The sequence below is a fragment of the Schumannella sp. 10F1B-5-1 genome (assembly GCF_006517535.1).
Taxonomy (GTDB): Bacteria; Actinomycetota; Actinomycetes; order Actinomycetales; family Microbacteriaceae; genus Schumannella.
In genome coordinates this window covers 532,564-549,488 of the sequence record NZ_VHQH01000039.1, presented here as the reverse complement: position 1 = coordinate 549,488, position 16,925 = coordinate 532,564, and the positions used below count along the sequence as shown (strand labels likewise).

Sequence of the window (16,925 nt, the reverse complement as noted above, 5' to 3'; positions counted from 1 at the left end):
ACATCTGTACGACCGGATGCCGTAGCGTCGCCTGCATGCGCGTGCTCGGAATCGACCCCGGTCTGACCCGCTGCGGTGTCGGCATCGTCGACGTCGCGCCGGATCGCCGGGCGACGCTCGTGCACGTCGGCGTGATCCGCACGAGCCCGGATGCGCGGCTCGAGCAGCGCATCCACGCCATCGCCGTCGGGGTGCGCGCCGCGCTCGACCAGCACCGGCCCGACGCGGTCGCGCTCGAGCGCGTCTTCGCGCAGCACAACCTGAGCACCGTGATGGGCGTCGCGCAGGCGAGCGGCGTCGTGCTCGCCCTCGCCGCCGAGCGCGACCTGCGCGTGGGCCTGCACACCCCGAGCGAGGTCAAGGCCGCCGTGACCGGCTATGGCGCGGCCGAGAAGGCCCAGGTCGGAACGATGGTCGCGCGGGTGCTGCGTCTCGACGAGATCCCGAAGCCCGCGGATGCCGCCGACGCCCTCGCGCTCGCCCTCTGCCATGCGTGGAGCGGCCAGGCGGCCATGCCGGCGCCCCGAGCCGATGTCGGTGGAGCCATCGGGTCCGCCGGTTCTGCCGCGATGTCGGCGGCGGGCGATGGACTGACCCCGGCGCAGCGCGCCTGGCGTGACGCCGAGAAGCGGACAGCCCGCGTCGACCCCCGTCTCGCCGCCCCGACCCGAAAGGCCTCCCGATGATCGCCTCCGTGCGCGGACCCGTGCTCAGCGCGGCCGGAACCCTGGCCGTCGTCGAGGTCGGCGGCGTCGGCATGGCCGTGCAGGTCACGCCGCAGCACGCGCTCACGCTGCGCGTCGGTCACGAGGCGCTGCTGCACACCGCGCTGATCGTGCGCGACGATGACCTCAGCCTGTTCGGCTTCGCCACCCGCGAAGAGCTCACGGTCTTCGATCTGCTGCGCGGCGTCACCGGCGTCGGCCCGAAGTCGGCGCTCGGCGTGCTCGCCGCGCTCAGCCCCGACGAGGTGGCGCGCGCGATCGGCGCCGAGGACGACGCCGCCTTCCGGAAGGTCTCGGGCATCGGCCCGAAGACGGCGAAGCTGATCACCGTCAGCCTGGCCGGCAAGCTCGTGCCCGTCGCACCCGCCGCAGCCGGGGGAGCCACGACCGCGGCTCCGCGCGGCACGGCCGACAGCGTGCTCGCGGCCCTCGTCGGGCTGGGCTGGGCCGAGAAGCCCGCCGCGCAGGCCGTCGACGAGGTGCTCGCCGAGGTCGACGACGCGACCCGCGGGTCGGTGCCGACCGTGCTGCGCCTCGCTCTCTCGCGACTGGGCCCGCAGCGATGACCGCGACCGCAGCGATGAGGGGACGGCGGCGATGACCGCGTTCGAGCCCGACCACGAGCTCGCTCCGGATGCGGTGGCCCGCGCCGGGGGAGACGACCCCGTCGTGCGCCCGCAGCCCGAGTCGGAGGCCGAGCTGGCCTTCGAGGGCGCGCTGCGTCCGCGCACGCTCGCCGAGTTCGTCGGCCAGAGCAAGGTGCGCGGCCAGCTCGAGCTGCTGCTGCGCGCCGCGACCCTGCAGCAGCGCACGCCCGACCACATCCTGCTCGCCGGCCCGCCCGGGCTCGGCAAGACGACGCTCGCGATGATCGTCGCCCACGAGGGCGACCGGCCGCTGCGCATGTCGAGCGGACCCGCCATCCAGCACGCCGGCGACCTCGCCGCGCTGCTGTCGAGCCTCGTGCCCGGCGAGGTGCTGTTCATCGACGAGATCCACCGCATGGCCCGCAGCGCCGAGGAGATGCTGTACCTCGCGATGGAGGACTTCCGCATCGACATCATGGTCGGCAAGGGCGCCGGCGCGACCAGCATCCCGCTCGACCTCGCGCCGTTCACGCTCGTCGGCGCCACGACGCGCAGCGGCCTGCTGCCGAACCCGCTGCGCGACCGCTTCGGGTTCACCGCGCACCTCGAGTTCTACGACGACGGGGAGCTCGAGGAGGTGCTGCGTCGCGCGGCCGGCAAGCTCGGGCTCGACATCCCCTCGTCGGCTCTCGCCGAGATCGCCTCGCGCAGCCGCGGCACGCCCCGCATCGCGAACCGCCTGCTGCGCCGGGTGCGCGACTACGCGCTCGTGCACGCGATCGAGCCCGACACCCGCGCCGTGCAGGCCGCGCTCGAGCTCTACGACGTCGACGCGCACGGCCTCGACCGCCTCGACCGGGCCGTGCTCGACGCGATCGTCAGCCGCTTCGACGGCGGGCCGGTGGGGCTGACGACCCTCGCGGCGGCCGTCGGCGAGGAGGCCGACACGATCGAGTCGGTCGTCGAGCCCTTCCTCGTGCGGATCGGCATGGTGACCCGAACGCCGCGCGGCCGCGTGGCCACCCGCACCGCCTGGCAGCACCTCGGTGTGCGCCGCCCCGACACGGGGGCGCTCTTCGACGATGGCGTATGATCTTCGGGTGCCGCCCAGGCCCCACGGCTAGGGTCGGCCCGCCGCGTCGCGGCTCCTCTTGATCGGCGAGTCCGCCGAAACCCCCGGAAGGCCACACCACCCCATGGACCAGACCCTGCTCTACGTCGCCCTCGGCGCCGTCCTCGTCGTCTTCATCTTCCTGAGCTGGCGCAACAGCAAGAAGCGCCAGAAGGAGCAGGCCGAGCTCAAGGACAAGATGGTCCCCGGTGTCGAGATCATGACCTCCACCGGCATCTACGGCACGCTGATCTCGGTCGACGACGACAAGAACGAGGCCGTCATCGAGACCGCGCCCGGCCAGACCCTGCGCATCCACAAGCAGACCCTGCTGAAGGTCGTCGAGCCCGAGGTGGCCGAGGCCGAGGAGCCCAGCCTCAACGAGTCGAGCGTCGAGCCGATCAGCGAGAAGGCCGAGTTCGGCGAGCGCACCGCGTCGGACAAGAAGGACGCCGAGTAAGCACTACCCTGGGAAATCGTCGCCCGCGATCTGACGGGTGACGACGAGGGGGTCGGGGGCGCAGTCGCCGTCGGCTCCGGATGGAGAGCGGAACCCTTCGTGGCGACGAGAACGACGCCCACGCGCAAGGCGTGGCGAGCCCTGACCTGGCTGATCCTGATCCTGGTGGTGCTGGCGGGATTCCAGACCGCCGGCGTGCTCGCGTGGAAGTGGGGCTGGACCCCCAAACTCGCGATCGACCTCGACGGCGGAACCGAGATCATCCTCTCGCCCGTCGTCCCGGGCGATAAGGAGGCCACGGCCGAGCAGCTGCAGCAGGCGGTGTCGATCATCCGCCAGCGCGTCGACGCCTCCGGTGTCTCCGAGGCCGAGATCACGACCCTGGGCAACCAGAACATCGTCGTCTCGATCCCGGGCACGCCCGACCAGGCGACCCTGCAGCGCATCCAGTCGTCGTCGAAGCTCGAGTTCCGCCCCGTGCTGCTGACCGGCGCGCCGACCGCCGCCGCGTCGGACGACCCCTCGGCCTCCGCCTCGCCGAGCGACGACGCGAGCCTGTCGTCGACGCCGAGCGTCAAGCCCTCGAACGCGAGCGACACGAACTGGGTCACCCCGGCGCTGCAGAAGCAGTACGACGACTTCCAGTGCTCCGACGTCGAGGACTCCGGCGCCAACGTCGCCGATCCCGACCAGCCGCTCGTGACCTGCAAGGACGACGGCACCACGAAGTACCTCCTCGGCCCGGTCGAGGTCAACGGCTCCGACATCACGGATGCCAGCGCCGGCACGGTGCAGGGATCGCAGGGCGTCAGCACCAACACCTGGGCCGTGAGCATCCGCTTCAACGGAACCGGTGGCGACGCGATCAAGAAGATGGGCAACCGCCTCATCAGCCTCGAGAGCCCGCGCAACCAGTTCGGCGCCGTGCTCGACGGCGTGGTCATCACCGACCCGGTCGTGCAGGGCGTCACCGACCAGCCGCAGATCACCGGCAACTTCACGCAGGAGACGGCGCAGGCGCTGGCCGACCAGCTCAAGTACGGCTCGCTGCCCGTGAGCTTCCAGGTGCAGAGCCGCGACACTGTCTCGGCGACCCTCGGCTCTAGCCAGCTGCAGAGCGGACTCATCGCCGGCCTGATCGGCCTGATCCTGGTCGTGATCTACTCGCTGTTCCAATACCGACTGCTCGGCTTCGTGACGATCGCCTCGCTCGTCGTGACGGCGGCGATCACCTACGGGGTCATCCAGATCGCCTCCTACCACTCCGGCTACCGGCTCTCGCTGGCCGGCGTCGCGGGTCTGATCATCTCGATCGGTCTGACAGCCGACTCGTTCATCGTGTACTTCGAACGCATCCGCGACGAGCTGCGCGACGGGCGAGGTCTGGTGGGCGCCGTCGAAGCGGGCTGGGGGCGCGCTCTGCGCACCATCGCGGCCGCCAAGGGCGTCAACCTGCTGTCGGCGATCGTGCTCTACATCCTCGCGGTCGGCAACGTGAAGGGCTTCGCGCTCACCCTGGGCATCACCACGATCATCGACGTGCTGGTCGTGCTGCTGTTCACCCACCCGGTGCTGCAGCTGCTCGCCAAGACGCGCTTCTTCTCGAGCGGGCACCCGCTGTCGGGCCTCGATCCGAACGCTCTCGGCGCCGTGTACCGCGGCCGCGCGCAGTTCCGCGTCTCGACCGAGGAGCGCCGCTCCGGGGCGAGCCGTGAGGCGCAGCGGCGACAGACGATCGCCGAACGCAAGGCCGCCGAGCTCACCTCGGCCAAGAGCGGATCCGGCAGCGCCGATTCGGGCAAGGAGTCCTGATGGCCAGCTTCCAGAAGTTCGGAAACGACCTCTACACGGGCGCCCGTTCGGTCCCGTTCGTCGGCCGTCGCCGTCTGTGGTTCACGATCGCGATCTCGCTCATGGTGATCGCCGTGCTCGTGCCGTTCGTGCGCGGCGCCGGCAACTTCGGCGCGGGGTTCAACTTCGGCATCGAGTTCCGCGGCGGATCGCAGTTCCTCGTGAACGACATCCCGAACCCGGGCAGCCCCACCGAGCTGCAGCAGCGCGGCGAGGAGACCGTCACCGAGGTCGTGCCCGACGCCGTGCCGCGGTCGTCGACCCTCGGCGAGTCGGGTCTGCGCGTGCAGACCACGCAGCTGAAGGACGAGCAGACCCAGGATGTGCGGGCCGCGCTCGCGAGCGAGTTCGACGTGCCCGAGAAGGACGTCACGGCGTCGTTCATCGGCGCGACCTGGGGCGCCGATGTGACGGGCAACGCCCTGCGCGGTCTGGCGGTCTTCCTCGTGCTCGCCGCTGTCGTCATGGCGATCTACTTCCGCACCTGGAAGATGGCCGCCGCGGCGATGCTCGCCCTGCTGCACGACCTCGTCATCACGATCGGCGTCTACGCGGCCACCGGCTTCGAGATCACGCCGGCCGCGATCATCGGCTTCCTCACCATCCTCGGCTTCTCGCTCTACGACACCGTCGTCGTCTTCGACAAGGTGCGCGAGAACACCTCGGAGTGGGGCCCCGACTCGACCCGCACCTTCGGCGAGACGGCGAACCTCGCGGCGAACCAGACGCTCGTGCGCTCGATCAACACCGGCGTCGTGGCGGCCCTCCCGGTCGCGGCGATCCTGTTCATCGGAGCCTTCGTGCTCGGCGCCGACACGCTGCGCGACATCTCGCTCGCCCTGCTCGTCGGGACGATCATCGGCACGTACTCGACGCCGTTCATCGCGACGCCGCTGTACGCGCTGTTCCGCCAGAACGAGCCGGCGATCGCGAAGGCCGACAAGCGCATCCTGCAGCAGCGCGAGCGCTCCACCGACGTCGTCCCGGCCTGAGCAGCGCGCGTCCGGTGAGCAGGTCGATGCGCGCGTATCATCCTCGGATGGAGGCGCGCGCATGACCGAGACCCAGCAGGCGCCGTCGAGCACGGCCACGCTGCGCACGATCCTGCCGCGCCTGTTCTCGCGTGCGCAGCCGGCCGGCGCGGTCGACCGCCTGCTCAAGACGGTGCGGCAGCACCACCCGAAGGCGGATCTCGGCTTCATCGACCGCGCCTACATCACGGCGCGCAAGGCCCATAACGGCCAGATCCGGCGCTCGGGCGAGCCGTACATCACGCACCCCGTCGCGGTGGCGCAGATCCTCGCCGACCTCGGCATCGGCACCAAGACGATCGCGGCGGCGCTGCTGCACGACACCGTCGAGGACACCGACTACACGCTCGACGAGCTGCGCGCCGACTTCGGCGACGAGGTCGCGATGCTCGTCGACGGCGTCACGAAGCTCGACAAGCTGAAGTACGGCGACAGCGCCCAGGCCGAGACCGTGCGCAAGATGGTCGTGGCGATGTCGAAGGACATCCGCGTGCTGATCATCAAGCTCGCTGACCGGCTGCACAACGCGCGCACCTGGGGCTTCGTGCCCGCCGAGTCGGCGCGGCGCAAGGCGCAGGAGACGCTCGAGATCTACGCGCCGCTGGCGCACCGCCTCGGCATCCAGACCATCAAGTGGGAGCTCGAGGACCTGAGCTTCGCCGTGCTGTACCCGAAGCTCTACGTCGAGATCGAGAGCCTCGTGCGCGATCGCACGCCCGAGCGCGAGGAGTTCGTGCAGCAGGTCATCGACTCCGTCGCGGACGACCTCAAGGCCGGCAAGATCAAGGGCCAGGTCGTCGGCCGGCCGAAGCAGTACTACTCGATCTACCAGAAGATGGTCGTGCGCGGCCGCGAGTTCGACGAGATCTACGACCTCGTCGGCATCCGCGTGCTCGTCAACAACATCCGCGACTGCTACGCCGTGCTCGGCGCGATCCACGCCCGCTGGAACCCGATCCCCGGGCGCTTCAAGGACTACATCGCGACGCCGAAGTTCAACCTGTACCAGTCGCTGCACACGACCGTCGTGGGGCCGAAGGGCCGTGCGGTCGAGATCCAGATCCGCACGCACGAGATGCACCAGCGCGCCGAGTTCGGCGTCGCGGCCCACTGGGCCTACAAGGAGCGGATGGCGGGTCGCACCGCCGACGTGAAGCAGGCCGGCACCGAGATGGCCTGGCTCGCGCACATCAGCGACTGGGAGGCCGAGACGGCCGATCCGGGCGAGTTCCTCGACAACCTGCGCTTCGAGATCGGCGCGAAGGAGGTCTACGTCTTCACGCCGCAGGGCAAGGTCATCGGCCTGCCCGCCGGCGCGACGCCGGTCGACTTCGCCTACGCCGTGCACACCGAGGTCGGCCACCGCACGATGGGCGCCAAAGTCAACGGGCGACTGGTGCCGCTCGAGTCGACCCTCAATTCCGGCGACTCGGTCGAGGTCTTCACCTCGAAGAACCCGGATGCGGCACCCAGCAAGGACTGGCTGAACTTCGTCAAGAGCCCTCGGGCGCGCAACAAGATCCGCGGCTGGTTCACGAAGGAACGCCGCGAGGAGGCCATCGAGCAGGGTCGCGACGCGATCGCCCGGGCGATGCGCAAGCAGAACCTGCCGCTGCAGAAGCTCATGAACCAGGACTCGGTCGGCGAGGTCGCCGCCGGGATGCGCTACGACAGCGTCGAGGCGCTGTACGCCGCCGTCGGCGAGGGCCACGTCTCGACCCAGTCGGTGATCGAGAAGGTCGTCGCTCTCGTGCAGGGCGACGGCGAGGTCGAGGAGCACGAGATCGCCGTGCCGGCGCGGTCTCGCGCCCGGCAGCTGCGCGCGACCGACTCGGGCGTGCTGGTGCGCGGCGCGCCCGACATCCTGGTCAAGCTCGCCAAGTGCTGCACCCCGGTCCCCGGCGACACCATCGTCGGCTTCGTCACCCGCGGCGCCGGCGTGAGCGTGCACCGCGACGACTGCCCGAACGTCAGCACCCTGACGGCCGAGCCCGAGCGCATGATCGACGTCGAGTGGGCGCCGACCTCGCGCAGCCTGTTCCTGGTGCACATCCAGGTCGAGGCGCTCGACCGCTCGGGGCTGCTCTCCGACGTCACCCGCGTGCTCTCGGAGCACCACGTCAACATCCTGTCGGCGTCGGTGTCGACCTCGAGCGACCGCCTGGCCATCAGCCGCTTCGTCTTCGAGATGGGCGACACCGTGCACCTCGATCGACTGCTCAACGCCGTGCGGCGCATCGACGCCGTCTACGACGTCTACCGCGTCAACAGCGGCTGAGGTCGATCGCCGGGCCGCGCGGAGGGCGGCCTGCTGGGGCACGCGAGGTCAGTCGCCTCAGGCGCTCGCGCGCCGCTCGTCGGCCGGGCAGTCCTCGCCCTCGGTCGAGCCGCTCGATCGCGTCGTCGATCGCGATGCCGCCGACCACGAGCAGGGAGCTGAGCAGCTCGTCGTCGGCGCGGGGTCGCCCGTCGTCGCCGTCGCGCGCCAGATCGACGACGGTGCGCAGCGGCGAGGTCACCGCCCGGCCGCCGAAGCGGACCAGGTCGTCGTGCTGCAGCGTGAGCTCCCGCACCTCGGCGTCGGGCGCGGCGGTCTTGGCGACGCGGTGGCCGAGCTCGCAGCAGAGCTGCAGCACGGGCGGCGCGGTCGAGCGTGCGCCCCACACCCACGCCGCCGTCAGACCCTCGGCGGCGAGCCGGGGCGATCGGCCGCGGAGCACGACGGCCAGCCGTTCGGCCGGACCCGAGGGCAGGTCGCTCGGCGAGAAGCCGTCGCCGAGCTGGTAGACCTCGCCGTCGAGCACGGCCGCGCGCAGCTCGGCTTCCGGCAGCTCGCCGTCGTCGGCCTTGACGGGGCGGACGGGGGAGAGGAAGCGCGGGATCGACATGACTCCGATCGTGCCGCGCGGCGAGATCGCCGATCGGCGCGGATCCGCGATCTGTGGACGGCGGCGCCCTGTGGAGAGAGCAGCCGCCGGAGAGCCCGGGCGGGAGCGGCCTAGTTGCGCACCGCGCCGAGCAGGGCGCGCCGCGAGGCGAGCTCCTCCTCGAGAGCGGCCTGCTTCTTCGCGTCGCCGCGCTTCTTGGCGTCGGCGATGTCGGACTCGAGCTTGTCGATCGCAGCCGTCAGCAGCGCTGCGAAGCCGTCGGACCGCGCCTGCTTCTCGGGGTCGCTGCGGTTCCAGTGGTCCTCGTCGAGCTTCTTGACGTGCGCCTCGACCTTGCGGATGCGGTCTTCGACGGAGCGGATCGAGTCACGCGGGACCTTGCCGATCGCATCCCAGCGGCGCTGCACGCCGAGCAGCAGCTCCTTGGCCTTGACGCGATCGGAGACCTCGAGGATCTTCTCGGCCTCGACCAGGAGCTCCAGCTTGAGGTCGAGATTGCCGCGGAACTCCTCGTCCTCGGCGGCGTCGACCTCGGCCTTGGCCTGGTAGAGCACGTCGCCCGCCGCCTTGAACCGCGCCCACAGGGCGTCATCGGCCTTCTTGCCGGCGCGACCCGCGCGCTTCCACTCGTCGAGCAGCGTGCGGTAGTCGGGGATGCCGGCGACGCCGCGCGGCGCGAGCGCCTCGGCGCGCTCGACCAGACGCTGCTTGCGGCTGCGCGCATCCTTGTGAGCGCTGTCGAGCTCGGCGAAGAACGCCTTGCGGTGCGTCTCGATCGTGCTGCGCGCCGTGCGGAAGCGCTTCCACAGCTCGTTGCTCTCGTTCTTGGGCAGGCGCGGGCCGTCCTGCTGGTGGCGCTGCCACTGCTGGAACAGACCGTCGAGCTCGGCGCTGGTCTGCTTCCACTGCACGCGGGCCGGATCCTGCGCGGCGAGCTTCTCGGCCGCGACCACGATCGCCTCGCGCTCGGCGAGAGCGGCGGCGACGGCCTCGCGGGCCTCTTCGCTCTGCTTCTCGGTCGCCTCGGCGACCGTGCCGCCGAGCTTCTGCACGCGCTCGCGCAGCGCGGCGAGGTCGCCGACCGCGTTCGGCTCGGCCACGGACTCACCGAGGTGCTTGAGCGCCTTCGCGACATCGGCGGCGGGAGCGCCCTTGAGGATGCGCTGCTCGAGCAGCGTCACCTGGCCCTCGAGCTCGACGTACTTGCGGGTGAAGTAGGCCAGCGCCTCGTCGGGCGTGGCGTCGGGGTACTGGCCGACCGCCCGCTCGCCGTCCGCCTCGCGGACGTACACGGTTCCCTCGTCGTCGACACGGCCCCAGGGCGTGCTGTCGTCGCTCACGTTCGATCCCACTTCGTCGTCATCTCGCCGGCGCGCACCGGACCCGGTCAAGCCTAGGGCACCCTCGCCCGCGGCTCACCCCGGGTTCTGCCGCTCGCCGCGACCGCCTACTTCAGGCTGAAGGCGGTGATCGTGGTCGCCACGTTCGGCGCGCCGTCGGTCGCGCCGTCGGCGATGCCGCCGTCGACGACGCCGCTGATCAGCTGGTCGAGGCCGCTCGTCACGGTGCCGACGACCGTGTAGCCGCCGCCGTCGGTGGGCAGCGTCGTGTCCTTGAAGCAGATGAAGAACTGGTGGTCCATCGAGTACTCGCTGGTGCTGCGCGCCATGGCGATCGTGCCCGCCGGGTAGACGCCGTCCTCGGGCGCGTTCTCGACCGGGCCGTACTGGAAGTCGGGGTCGCCCGAGCCGTCGCCGGTGAGCGAGCCGCACTGCAGAACGCCGAAGCCGTCGCTGTTCACGAGACGGTGGCAGGTCTTGCCGGGGTAGTAGTTCGACTGCACGTCCTGCACGATCGAGCTGACCGCCTGCGGGGCGTTCTTGCCGTCGAGCGTCACGCCGAGCGCGATCTCGTTGAGCGTGAGGGTGCCGGTCCAGTCGCGATCCTCGGCGAGGCTCGGGTCGGGCACGTCCCCGACGTTCTGCCCGGCCTGGTCGCTGGCGGATGCCGAGGGCGAGGCGCTGGCGCCGCCCGAGCCGCCGGGTCCGGCGGTGAAGTAGAAGATCTGCGTTCCAGCGGCGAGGCCGGCCACGACGACGACGCCCACGATGGCGAGGATGTTGTCGCGCCAGCGCCGGGTGCGCTGACCCTCGTGCACCTGCTGCCGGGCCGAGTAGCTGCGGAGTCGATCGCGCGCCTCGCGCGCGTCGCGCTCGTTCCTGCTCGGTGCCACCGGACCTCCCGTGTCGTCGTGCCGTGCGCCGCGTCGGCGTGCGCGCGGCCGGCCGCGGGCGTCGCGGCCACCGAGAACTCTAGTCATGCCGTCGACGCCGTCCCTGTGGCCCCGGCGGCGCGGCGGCACGTCGGATGCCGCACCTAGCATGGGGACATGGCAGGTCAGCAGGGGCTCTTCTCCGGGTCCACCCCGCTGGCGGTGCGGATGCGCCCCACCTCGCTCGACGAGGTCGCCGGCCAGAAGCACCTGCTGCGCCCGGGCTCGCCACTGGTCAATCTGGCGAACGACACGACCGGCACCTCAGGAGCCGTGTCGGTCATCCTGTGGGGTCCGCCGGGCACCGGCAAGACGACCCTGGCGCAGGCGATCGCGCACAGCTCGGGTCGTCGCTTCGTCGAGCTGTCGGCGGTGACCGCCGGCGTGAAGGACGTGCGGCAGGTCATGGACGAGGCGCGCTCGAGCCGCGATCTCTACGGCGTCTCGACCGTGCTGTTCCTCGACGAGATCCACCGCTTCACCAAGGCTCAGCAGGATGCTCTGCTGCCGGGCGTCGAGAACGGCTGGGTCATCCTGGTCGCCGCGACGACCGAGAACCCGTCCTTCTCGGTCATCTCGCCGCTGCTGTCGCGGTCGCTGCTGCTGACCCTGCAGCAGCTCGACGACGACGATCTGGCGATGCTGATCGACCGCGCGGTCGCCGACGACCGCGGGCTGCGCGGCGCCGTCGAGGTCGACGACGAGGCGAAGGCCGCGCTCGTGCGCCTGGCATCGGGCGATGCGCGGCGCGCGCTGACCGCCCTCGAGGCGTCGGCTGGCTCGGCCGCGTCGGAGACGCCCGAGGGCGAGACGCCGGTCGTGACCGCCGACATCGTGGCGGCGAGCGTCGACCGCGCCCTGCTGCGCTACGACCGCAACGGCGACGAGCACTACGATGTGATCAGCGCCTTCATCAAGAGCGTGCGCGGCAGCGACGTCGACGCCGCGCTGCACTATCTGGCCCGCATGATCGAGGCGGGGGAGGACCCGCGCTTCATCGCCCGCCGCGTCATCATCTCGGCGGCCGAGGACATCGGCATGGCCGACCCGCAGGCGCTGCCCATCGCCGTCGCGGCCGCCGAGGCGGTGCAGATGATCGGCATGCCCGAGGGGCGCATCCCGCTCGCCGAGGCCGTCGTCTACCTCGCGACGGCGCCCAAGTCGAACGCGGCCTACAACGGCATCAACCAGGCGATCGCGGATGTGCGGGCCGGGCGGATCGGCCGCGTTCCGAAGCACCTGCGCGACGCCCACTACCCGGGTGCGAAGCGGCTCGGGCACGGCCAGGGCTACCGCTACGCCCACGATGCGCCGTTCGGCGTGGCCGAGCAGCAGTACCTGCCCGACGAGCTCGTCGGCACCCGCTACTACACGCCGACCGGCAACGGCCACGAGCGCGAGGTCGGCCCGCGGCTCGAGCGGCTGCGGGCCATCGTCGAGGGGCGCCCGATGCCGGCGCGGCCGGCCGACGCCGCGCCCGCCGAGAAGGTCGCCGAGAAGCCCGCCGAGGATGCCGATGCGGCCGCGGAGCAGGACGACACGTCTGCTAAGCTTCCGGAGGCCTGAAACCTGGTCTCCCCGTGCGGCTGCGTGGGAGATCGTCGGTCGAGGTGGAACTGCTCTGTAGCCGAGCGTCCACCGTGGTCCACACCCTCTCTTCGCACGGATCCTCCGTTGCGCGCGTCCGCGGGCGCGTGAGCGGCCGTGACATCCGAACGTTCGAGACAACCAGAAGGACACATCCGTGACCACCAAGTCCCAGGACCGCCGCAAGGTCCGCCTGTCGCGCGCCCTCGGCGTCGCGCTCACCCCGAAGGCCGCGCGCTACCTCGAGAAGCGCCCCTACGCCCCGGGTCAGCACGGCCGCACCAAGCGCCGCACCGACAGCGACTACGCCGTGCGTCTGCGCGAGAAGCAGCGTCTGCGCGAGCAGTACGGCATCCGCGAGAAGCAGCTGCGCATCGTCTTCAACGAGGCGCGCCGCACCCAGGGCCTGACCGGTGAGAACCTGGTCGAGCTCCTCGAGATGCGCCTCGACGCCCTCGTGCTGCGTGCCGGCTTCGCCCGCACCACCGCGCAGGCGCGCCAGCTCGTCGTGCACCGCCACATCATGGTCGACGGCCAGCTCGTCGACCGCCCGTCGTTCCGCGTGAAGCCGGGCCAGCTCATCCACGTCAAGCCCAAGAGCGAGGGCACCGAGCCCTTCCAGGTGGCGGCCGCCGGCGGTCACGCCGAGGTGCTGCCCCCGGTTCCCGGCTACCTCGAGGTCGAGCTCGACAAGCTGCAGGCGCGCCTCGTGCGTCGCCCGAAGCGCGCGGAGGTCCCCGTGACCGCCGAGGTGCAGCTCGTGGTCGAGTACTACGCCGCTCGCTAAAGCGAAGCTCAGCGACAGCGCGAAGGCCCCCGGAGAGATCCGGGGGCCTTCGTCGTTCTCGGGATCGTCGTCCTCGGATGCGCCGGCGGTGCGTCGTGCGACGGCGCCGCCGCGGACGCGGCGTAATAGGCTGGGGGCTCGATCGCGCCGCGCCGGCGCGCCCCGCGAGCTGAGGAGAGTCCCATGAAGAGCGCCTTCTGGCTGGTCGTCGGCGTCGCCGCCGGCTTCGTGGCCGCCCACTACGTCTCGAAGACCCCGCAGGGCCGAGCCCTGTTCGAGGAGATCGACGACCGCACCCGGGGCTTCGGCGCCGCCGTGCTCGACGGCTACCGCAGCCGCGAGGCCGAGCTGCGCGACTCGATCCGCGACGCCGAGGACGCGATCGCCGACATCACGAAGCGCCTCAAGTAGTCCGCTGAAGTCCATCGCCGCGCCCCGCGCGGCTCTTCGGGGCGACTCCGCCCCACGATCCGGGAATCCCTGTGCAGACCGCTGAAATCCAACGCCGCTGGCTCACCTACTTCGGAGAGCGCGGCCACACCGTCGTCCCCTCCGCCTCGCTCGTCAGCGACGACCCGTCGCTGCTGTTCACGGTCGCCGGCATGGTGCCGTTCATCCCGTACCTGACCGGTGTCGTGCCCGCGCCGTACCCGCGGGCCACGAGCGTGCAGAAGGTCATCCGCACGAACGACATCGAGGAGGTCGGCAAGACCCCTCGCCACGGCACGTTCTTCCAGATGAACGGCAACTTCTCCTTCGGCGACTACTTCAAGGAGGGCGCGATCACCTACGCCTGGGATCTGCTCACGAGCAGCCAGGCGGATGGCGGATTCGGCTTCCAGGAGAAGGACCTCTGGGTCACTGTCTACGAAGACGACGACGAGGCGATCCAGCTGTGGCGCAAGGTCGCCGGACTGCCGGAGGAGCGCATCCAGCGCCTCGGCAAGGACAGCAACTACTGGTCGACCGGCCAGCCCGGCCCCGCGGGCCCCTGCTCGGAGATCTTCTTCGACCGCGGCCCGGCCTACGGCGTCGACGGGGGACCGGCGACCGACGACGACCGCTACGTCGAGATCTGGAACCTCGTGTTCATGCAGTACGCGATCCAGAACGTGCGCTCGAAGATCGACTTCGACATCGTCGGCGAGCTGCCGAAGAAGAACATCGACACCGGCATGGGCATGGAGCGCGTCGCGTTCCTGCTGCAGGGCGTCGACAACATGTACGAGATCGACCAGGTGCGTCCGGTGCTCGACGTCGCGTCGCAGCTCTCGGGCCGCCGCTACGGCGCCGACCACGAGGACGACGTGCGCATGCGCGTCATCGCCGACCACGTGCGCTCGTCGCTCATGCTGATGACCGACGGCGTGAGCCCGTCGAACGAGGGTCGCGGCTACGTGCTGCGCCGACTGATGCGCCGCACCATCCGCGCCATGCGCCTCCTCGGCGTCGACAGCACGAGCTTCCCCGAGCTGTTCACCGCCTCGCGCGACGCGATGGCGCCCGCCTACCCCGACGTCGCCGAGGAGTGGGCGCGCACCTCGGGCATGGCCTACGCCGAGGAGGACACCTTCCTGCGCACGCTCGCCGGGGGCACGAGCATCTTGGATGTCGCGGTGCAGGACACGAAGAAGGTCGGCTCGGCCGTCCTCCCGGGCGACACCGCCTTCCTCCTGCACGACAGCTTCGGCTTCCCGATCGACCTCACGCTCGAGATCGCCGAGGAGTCGGGCCTGTCGGTCGACCGCGCCGCCTTCGACTCGCTCATGAAGGAGCAGCGCGACCGCGCGAAGGCCGACGCCAAGAACCGCAAGAAGGCGATCGCCGACCTGTCGGTCTACAGCGGATTCCGCGCGCAGGGCGAGACGACCTTCACCGGCTACGACTACCTCGAGACCGAGACCAGCGTGCTCGGCCTGCTCGTCGACGGCGTGTCGGTCACGAAGGCGGTCGCGGGCGATATCGCCGAGGTGATCCTCGCCGAGACGTCGCTCTACCCCGAGTCGGGCGGCCAGGCGGCGGATGCGGGCCGCATCGTCGGCGCCGGCTTCGACCTCGAGGTGCTCGACGTGCAGCGCCCGGTCAAGGGGCTCATCAGCCACACCGTGCAGGTCGCCTCGGGCGAGGTCGGCGTCGGCGACGCCGCCACGAGCGTGGTCGACACCGAGTACCGCCGCGGGGCGACTCAGGCGCACTCGGCGACCCATCTCATCCACGCGGCCCTGCGCGAGACGCTCGGCCAGCAGGCGCACCAGGCCGGCTCGTTCAACAAGGCCGGCTACATGCGCCTCGACTTCTCGTGGAGCCAGTCGCTCAGCCCCGAGACGCGCAGCGAGATCGAGGAGATCGCCAATAACGCGATCCGCCAGGACTTCGAGGTCGTCACGCGCGTGCTGCCGATCGACGAGGCGCGCGCCGCGGGGGCCATGGCGCTGTTCGGCGAGAAGTACGGCGACACCGTGCGCATGGTCGACATCGGCGGCCCCTGGTCGCGCGAGCTCTGCGCGGGCACGCACGTGTCGAGCTCGGCGCAGGTCGGCCTCATCAACCTGGTCAGCGAGTCGTCGATCGGATCGACGAACCGCCGCGTCGAGGCGCTTGTCGGCGCGGATGCGTTCCGCGACTTCGGGGTGGAGCGCGCGATCGTGAGCCAGCTGTCGAGCTCGCTCAAGACGCCGCGCGAGCAGCTGCCCGACCGCATCGCCGAGCTCGTCGCGAGCCTCAAGACGGCTGAGAAGAAGATCGCCGCCTTCGAGGCGAGCAAGCTGGCCGACCGCGTGCCCGCGCTCGCGCAGGGTGCGACCCGCCTCGGCGCGCACACGGCCGTCGTCGAGGATCTCGGCGAGCTGGCCTCGGCCGACGAGCTGCGTCAGCTGGCGCAGCAGGTGCGCGAGCGCCTCGGCAGCGACTCGGCCGTCGTCGCGCTGCTCGCGCGCGTCGGCGAGCGGCCCTCGGTCGTCGTCGCCACGAACGCGGCGGCGCGGGATGCGGGCGTCAAGGCCGGCGCGCTCGTCAAGCAGGCCGCGGGCGTGCTCGGCGGCGGCGGCGGCGGCAAGGACGACCTCGCCCAGGGCGGCGGCACCGACGTCGCGGCCGTGCCGGCTGCGGTCGCGGCGCTGCGTCAGGCGCTGGAGGGCTGAGGGTGCGGCGCGGCCGCCGGCTCGGCATCGACGTCGGGCGGGCGCGCGTCGGCGTGGCCACCTGCGACCTCGACGGGCTGATCGCGACGCCGGTCGAGACGGTGCCGCGGGGCGAGGGCACGATCGCCGCGCTGCGCGCGATCGCCGAGGACTACTTCCCGATCGAGATCGTCGTCGGCCTGCCGCTGTCGCTCTCCGGCGCCGACACGCCCTCGACCGACGACGCGCGCACGCTGGCCGGCGAGATCGCGGCGGCGTTCGCGACCGCGGGCGAGGGTGGGGCGAGCATCCCCGTCGTGCTCGTGGATGAGCGGATGTCGACCGTCACCGCCCAGCGTCAGCTGCGCGAGAACGGCCGGAAGGCGCGCGGGCAGCGGCCCGTGATCGACCAGGCGGCCGCTGTTATCATCCTGCAGACCGCGCTCGACGCCGAACGCTCGTCGGGACGACCGCCGGGCAGCCCGGTGACGCCGGAAGGAACCTGAC

Annotated in this window: 15 protein-coding genes; 12 read left to right on the top strand and 3 right to left on the bottom strand. The window is 71.2% G+C overall.

Annotated features, from left to right (window positions below; all coding sequences use genetic code 11):
• Positions 1 to 35 precede the first annotated feature (35 nt).
• The 7 genes from ruvC (at position 36) to FJ658_RS13280 (ending at position 8,043) form a co-directional block, all read left to right on the top strand.
• Positions 36 to 686 carry a crossover junction endodeoxyribonuclease RuvC gene (ruvC, locus tag FJ658_RS13310; RefSeq protein WP_141145839.1) on the top strand — a complete coding sequence of 217 codons (651 nt, stop codon included), beginning with the start codon at positions 36 to 38 and terminating at the stop codon, positions 684 to 686.
• On the top strand, positions 683 to 1,291 hold the full coding sequence (gene ruvA, locus FJ658_RS13305) for a Holliday junction branch migration protein RuvA (protein WP_141145838.1): 609 nt from the start codon (positions 683 to 685) through the stop codon (positions 1,289 to 1,291). Before ruvC ends, ruvA begins: the two co-directional genes overlap by 4 nt.
• A 31-nt stretch (positions 1,292 to 1,322) precedes the next feature.
• Positions 1,323 to 2,405 carry a Holliday junction branch migration DNA helicase RuvB gene (ruvB, locus tag FJ658_RS13300; protein ID WP_141145837.1) on the top strand — a complete coding sequence of 361 codons (1,083 nt, stop codon included), beginning with the start codon at positions 1,323 to 1,325 and terminating at the stop codon, positions 2,403 to 2,405.
• Positions 2,406 to 2,508: 103 nt separating this feature from the next.
• Positions 2,509 to 2,883 carry a preprotein translocase subunit YajC gene (gene yajC, locus FJ658_RS13295; protein ID WP_141145836.1) on the top strand — a complete coding sequence of 125 codons (375 nt, stop codon included), beginning with the start codon at positions 2,509 to 2,511 and terminating at the stop codon, positions 2,881 to 2,883.
• A gap of 99 nt (positions 2,884 to 2,982) precedes the next feature.
• Positions 2,983 to 4,695 (top strand): protein translocase subunit SecD, encoded by a 1,713-nt coding sequence (secD, locus tag FJ658_RS13290; protein ID WP_141145835.1) that lies wholly within the window; start codon positions 2,983 to 2,985, stop codon positions 4,693 to 4,695.
• Complete coding sequence (secF, locus tag FJ658_RS13285) at positions 4,695 to 5,726, top strand: protein translocase subunit SecF (RefSeq protein WP_141145834.1); 1,032 nt, start codon at positions 4,695 to 4,697, stop codon at positions 5,724 to 5,726. Before secD ends, secF begins: the two co-directional genes overlap by 1 nt.
• A gap of 61 nt (positions 5,727 to 5,787) precedes the next feature.
• Complete coding sequence (locus FJ658_RS13280; protein WP_141145833.1) at positions 5,788 to 8,043, top strand: bifunctional (p)ppGpp synthetase/guanosine-3',5'-bis(diphosphate) 3'-pyrophosphohydrolase; 2,256 nt, start codon at positions 5,788 to 5,790, stop codon at positions 8,041 to 8,043.
• Here the strand turns inward: FJ658_RS13280 and FJ658_RS13275 are convergent.
• The 3 genes from FJ658_RS13275 to FJ658_RS13265 form a co-directional block, all read right to left on the bottom strand.
• Complete coding sequence (locus FJ658_RS13275; RefSeq protein WP_141145832.1) at positions 8,030 to 8,653, bottom strand: hypothetical protein; 624 nt, start codon at positions 8,651 to 8,653, stop codon at positions 8,030 to 8,032. The two genes, FJ658_RS13280 and FJ658_RS13275, sit on opposite strands and share 14 nt — an antisense overlap.
• Positions 8,654 to 8,763: 110 nt before the next feature.
• Positions 8,764 to 9,993 (bottom strand): DUF349 domain-containing protein, encoded by a 1,230-nt coding sequence (locus tag FJ658_RS13270; RefSeq protein ID WP_255447721.1) that lies wholly within the window; start codon positions 9,991 to 9,993, stop codon positions 8,764 to 8,766.
• Positions 9,994 to 10,100: 107 nt separating this feature from the next.
• Complete coding sequence (locus FJ658_RS13265; RefSeq protein WP_141145831.1) at positions 10,101 to 10,886, bottom strand: peptidylprolyl isomerase; 786 nt, start codon at positions 10,884 to 10,886, stop codon at positions 10,101 to 10,103.
• 156 nt (positions 10,887 to 11,042) lie between these two features.
• Here FJ658_RS13265 and FJ658_RS13260 point away from each other — a divergent pair, with 156 nt between their 5' ends.
• The 5 genes from FJ658_RS13260 to ruvX all read left to right on the top strand — a co-directional run bounded on the left by FJ658_RS13260 (position 11,043) and on the right by ruvX (position 16,924).
• On the top strand, positions 11,043 to 12,491 hold the full coding sequence (locus FJ658_RS13260; RefSeq protein WP_141145830.1) for a replication-associated recombination protein A: 1,449 nt from the start codon (positions 11,043 to 11,045) through the stop codon (positions 12,489 to 12,491).
• Between the two features lie 178 nt (positions 12,492 to 12,669).
• Positions 12,670 to 13,299 carry a 30S ribosomal protein S4 gene (gene rpsD, locus FJ658_RS13255; RefSeq protein ID WP_141145829.1) on the top strand — a complete coding sequence of 210 codons (630 nt, stop codon included), beginning with the start codon at positions 12,670 to 12,672 and terminating at the stop codon, positions 13,297 to 13,299.
• Between the two features lie 183 nt (positions 13,300 to 13,482).
• Positions 13,483 to 13,710 carry a hypothetical protein gene (locus tag FJ658_RS13250; protein WP_141145828.1) on the top strand — a complete coding sequence of 76 codons (228 nt, stop codon included), beginning with the start codon at positions 13,483 to 13,485 and terminating at the stop codon, positions 13,708 to 13,710.
• Positions 13,711 to 13,781: 71 nt separating this feature from the next.
• Positions 13,782 to 16,439, top strand: coding sequence for an alanine--tRNA ligase (alaS, locus tag FJ658_RS13245; RefSeq protein ID WP_141145827.1), 2,658 nt, complete (start codon positions 13,782 to 13,784; stop codon positions 16,437 to 16,439).
• Between the two features lie 2 nt (positions 16,440 to 16,441).
• Positions 16,442 to 16,924, top strand: coding sequence for a Holliday junction resolvase RuvX (ruvX, locus tag FJ658_RS13240; protein ID WP_219995771.1), 483 nt, complete (start codon positions 16,442 to 16,444; stop codon positions 16,922 to 16,924).
• The last annotated feature ends 1 nt before the right edge of the window (position 16,925 follow it).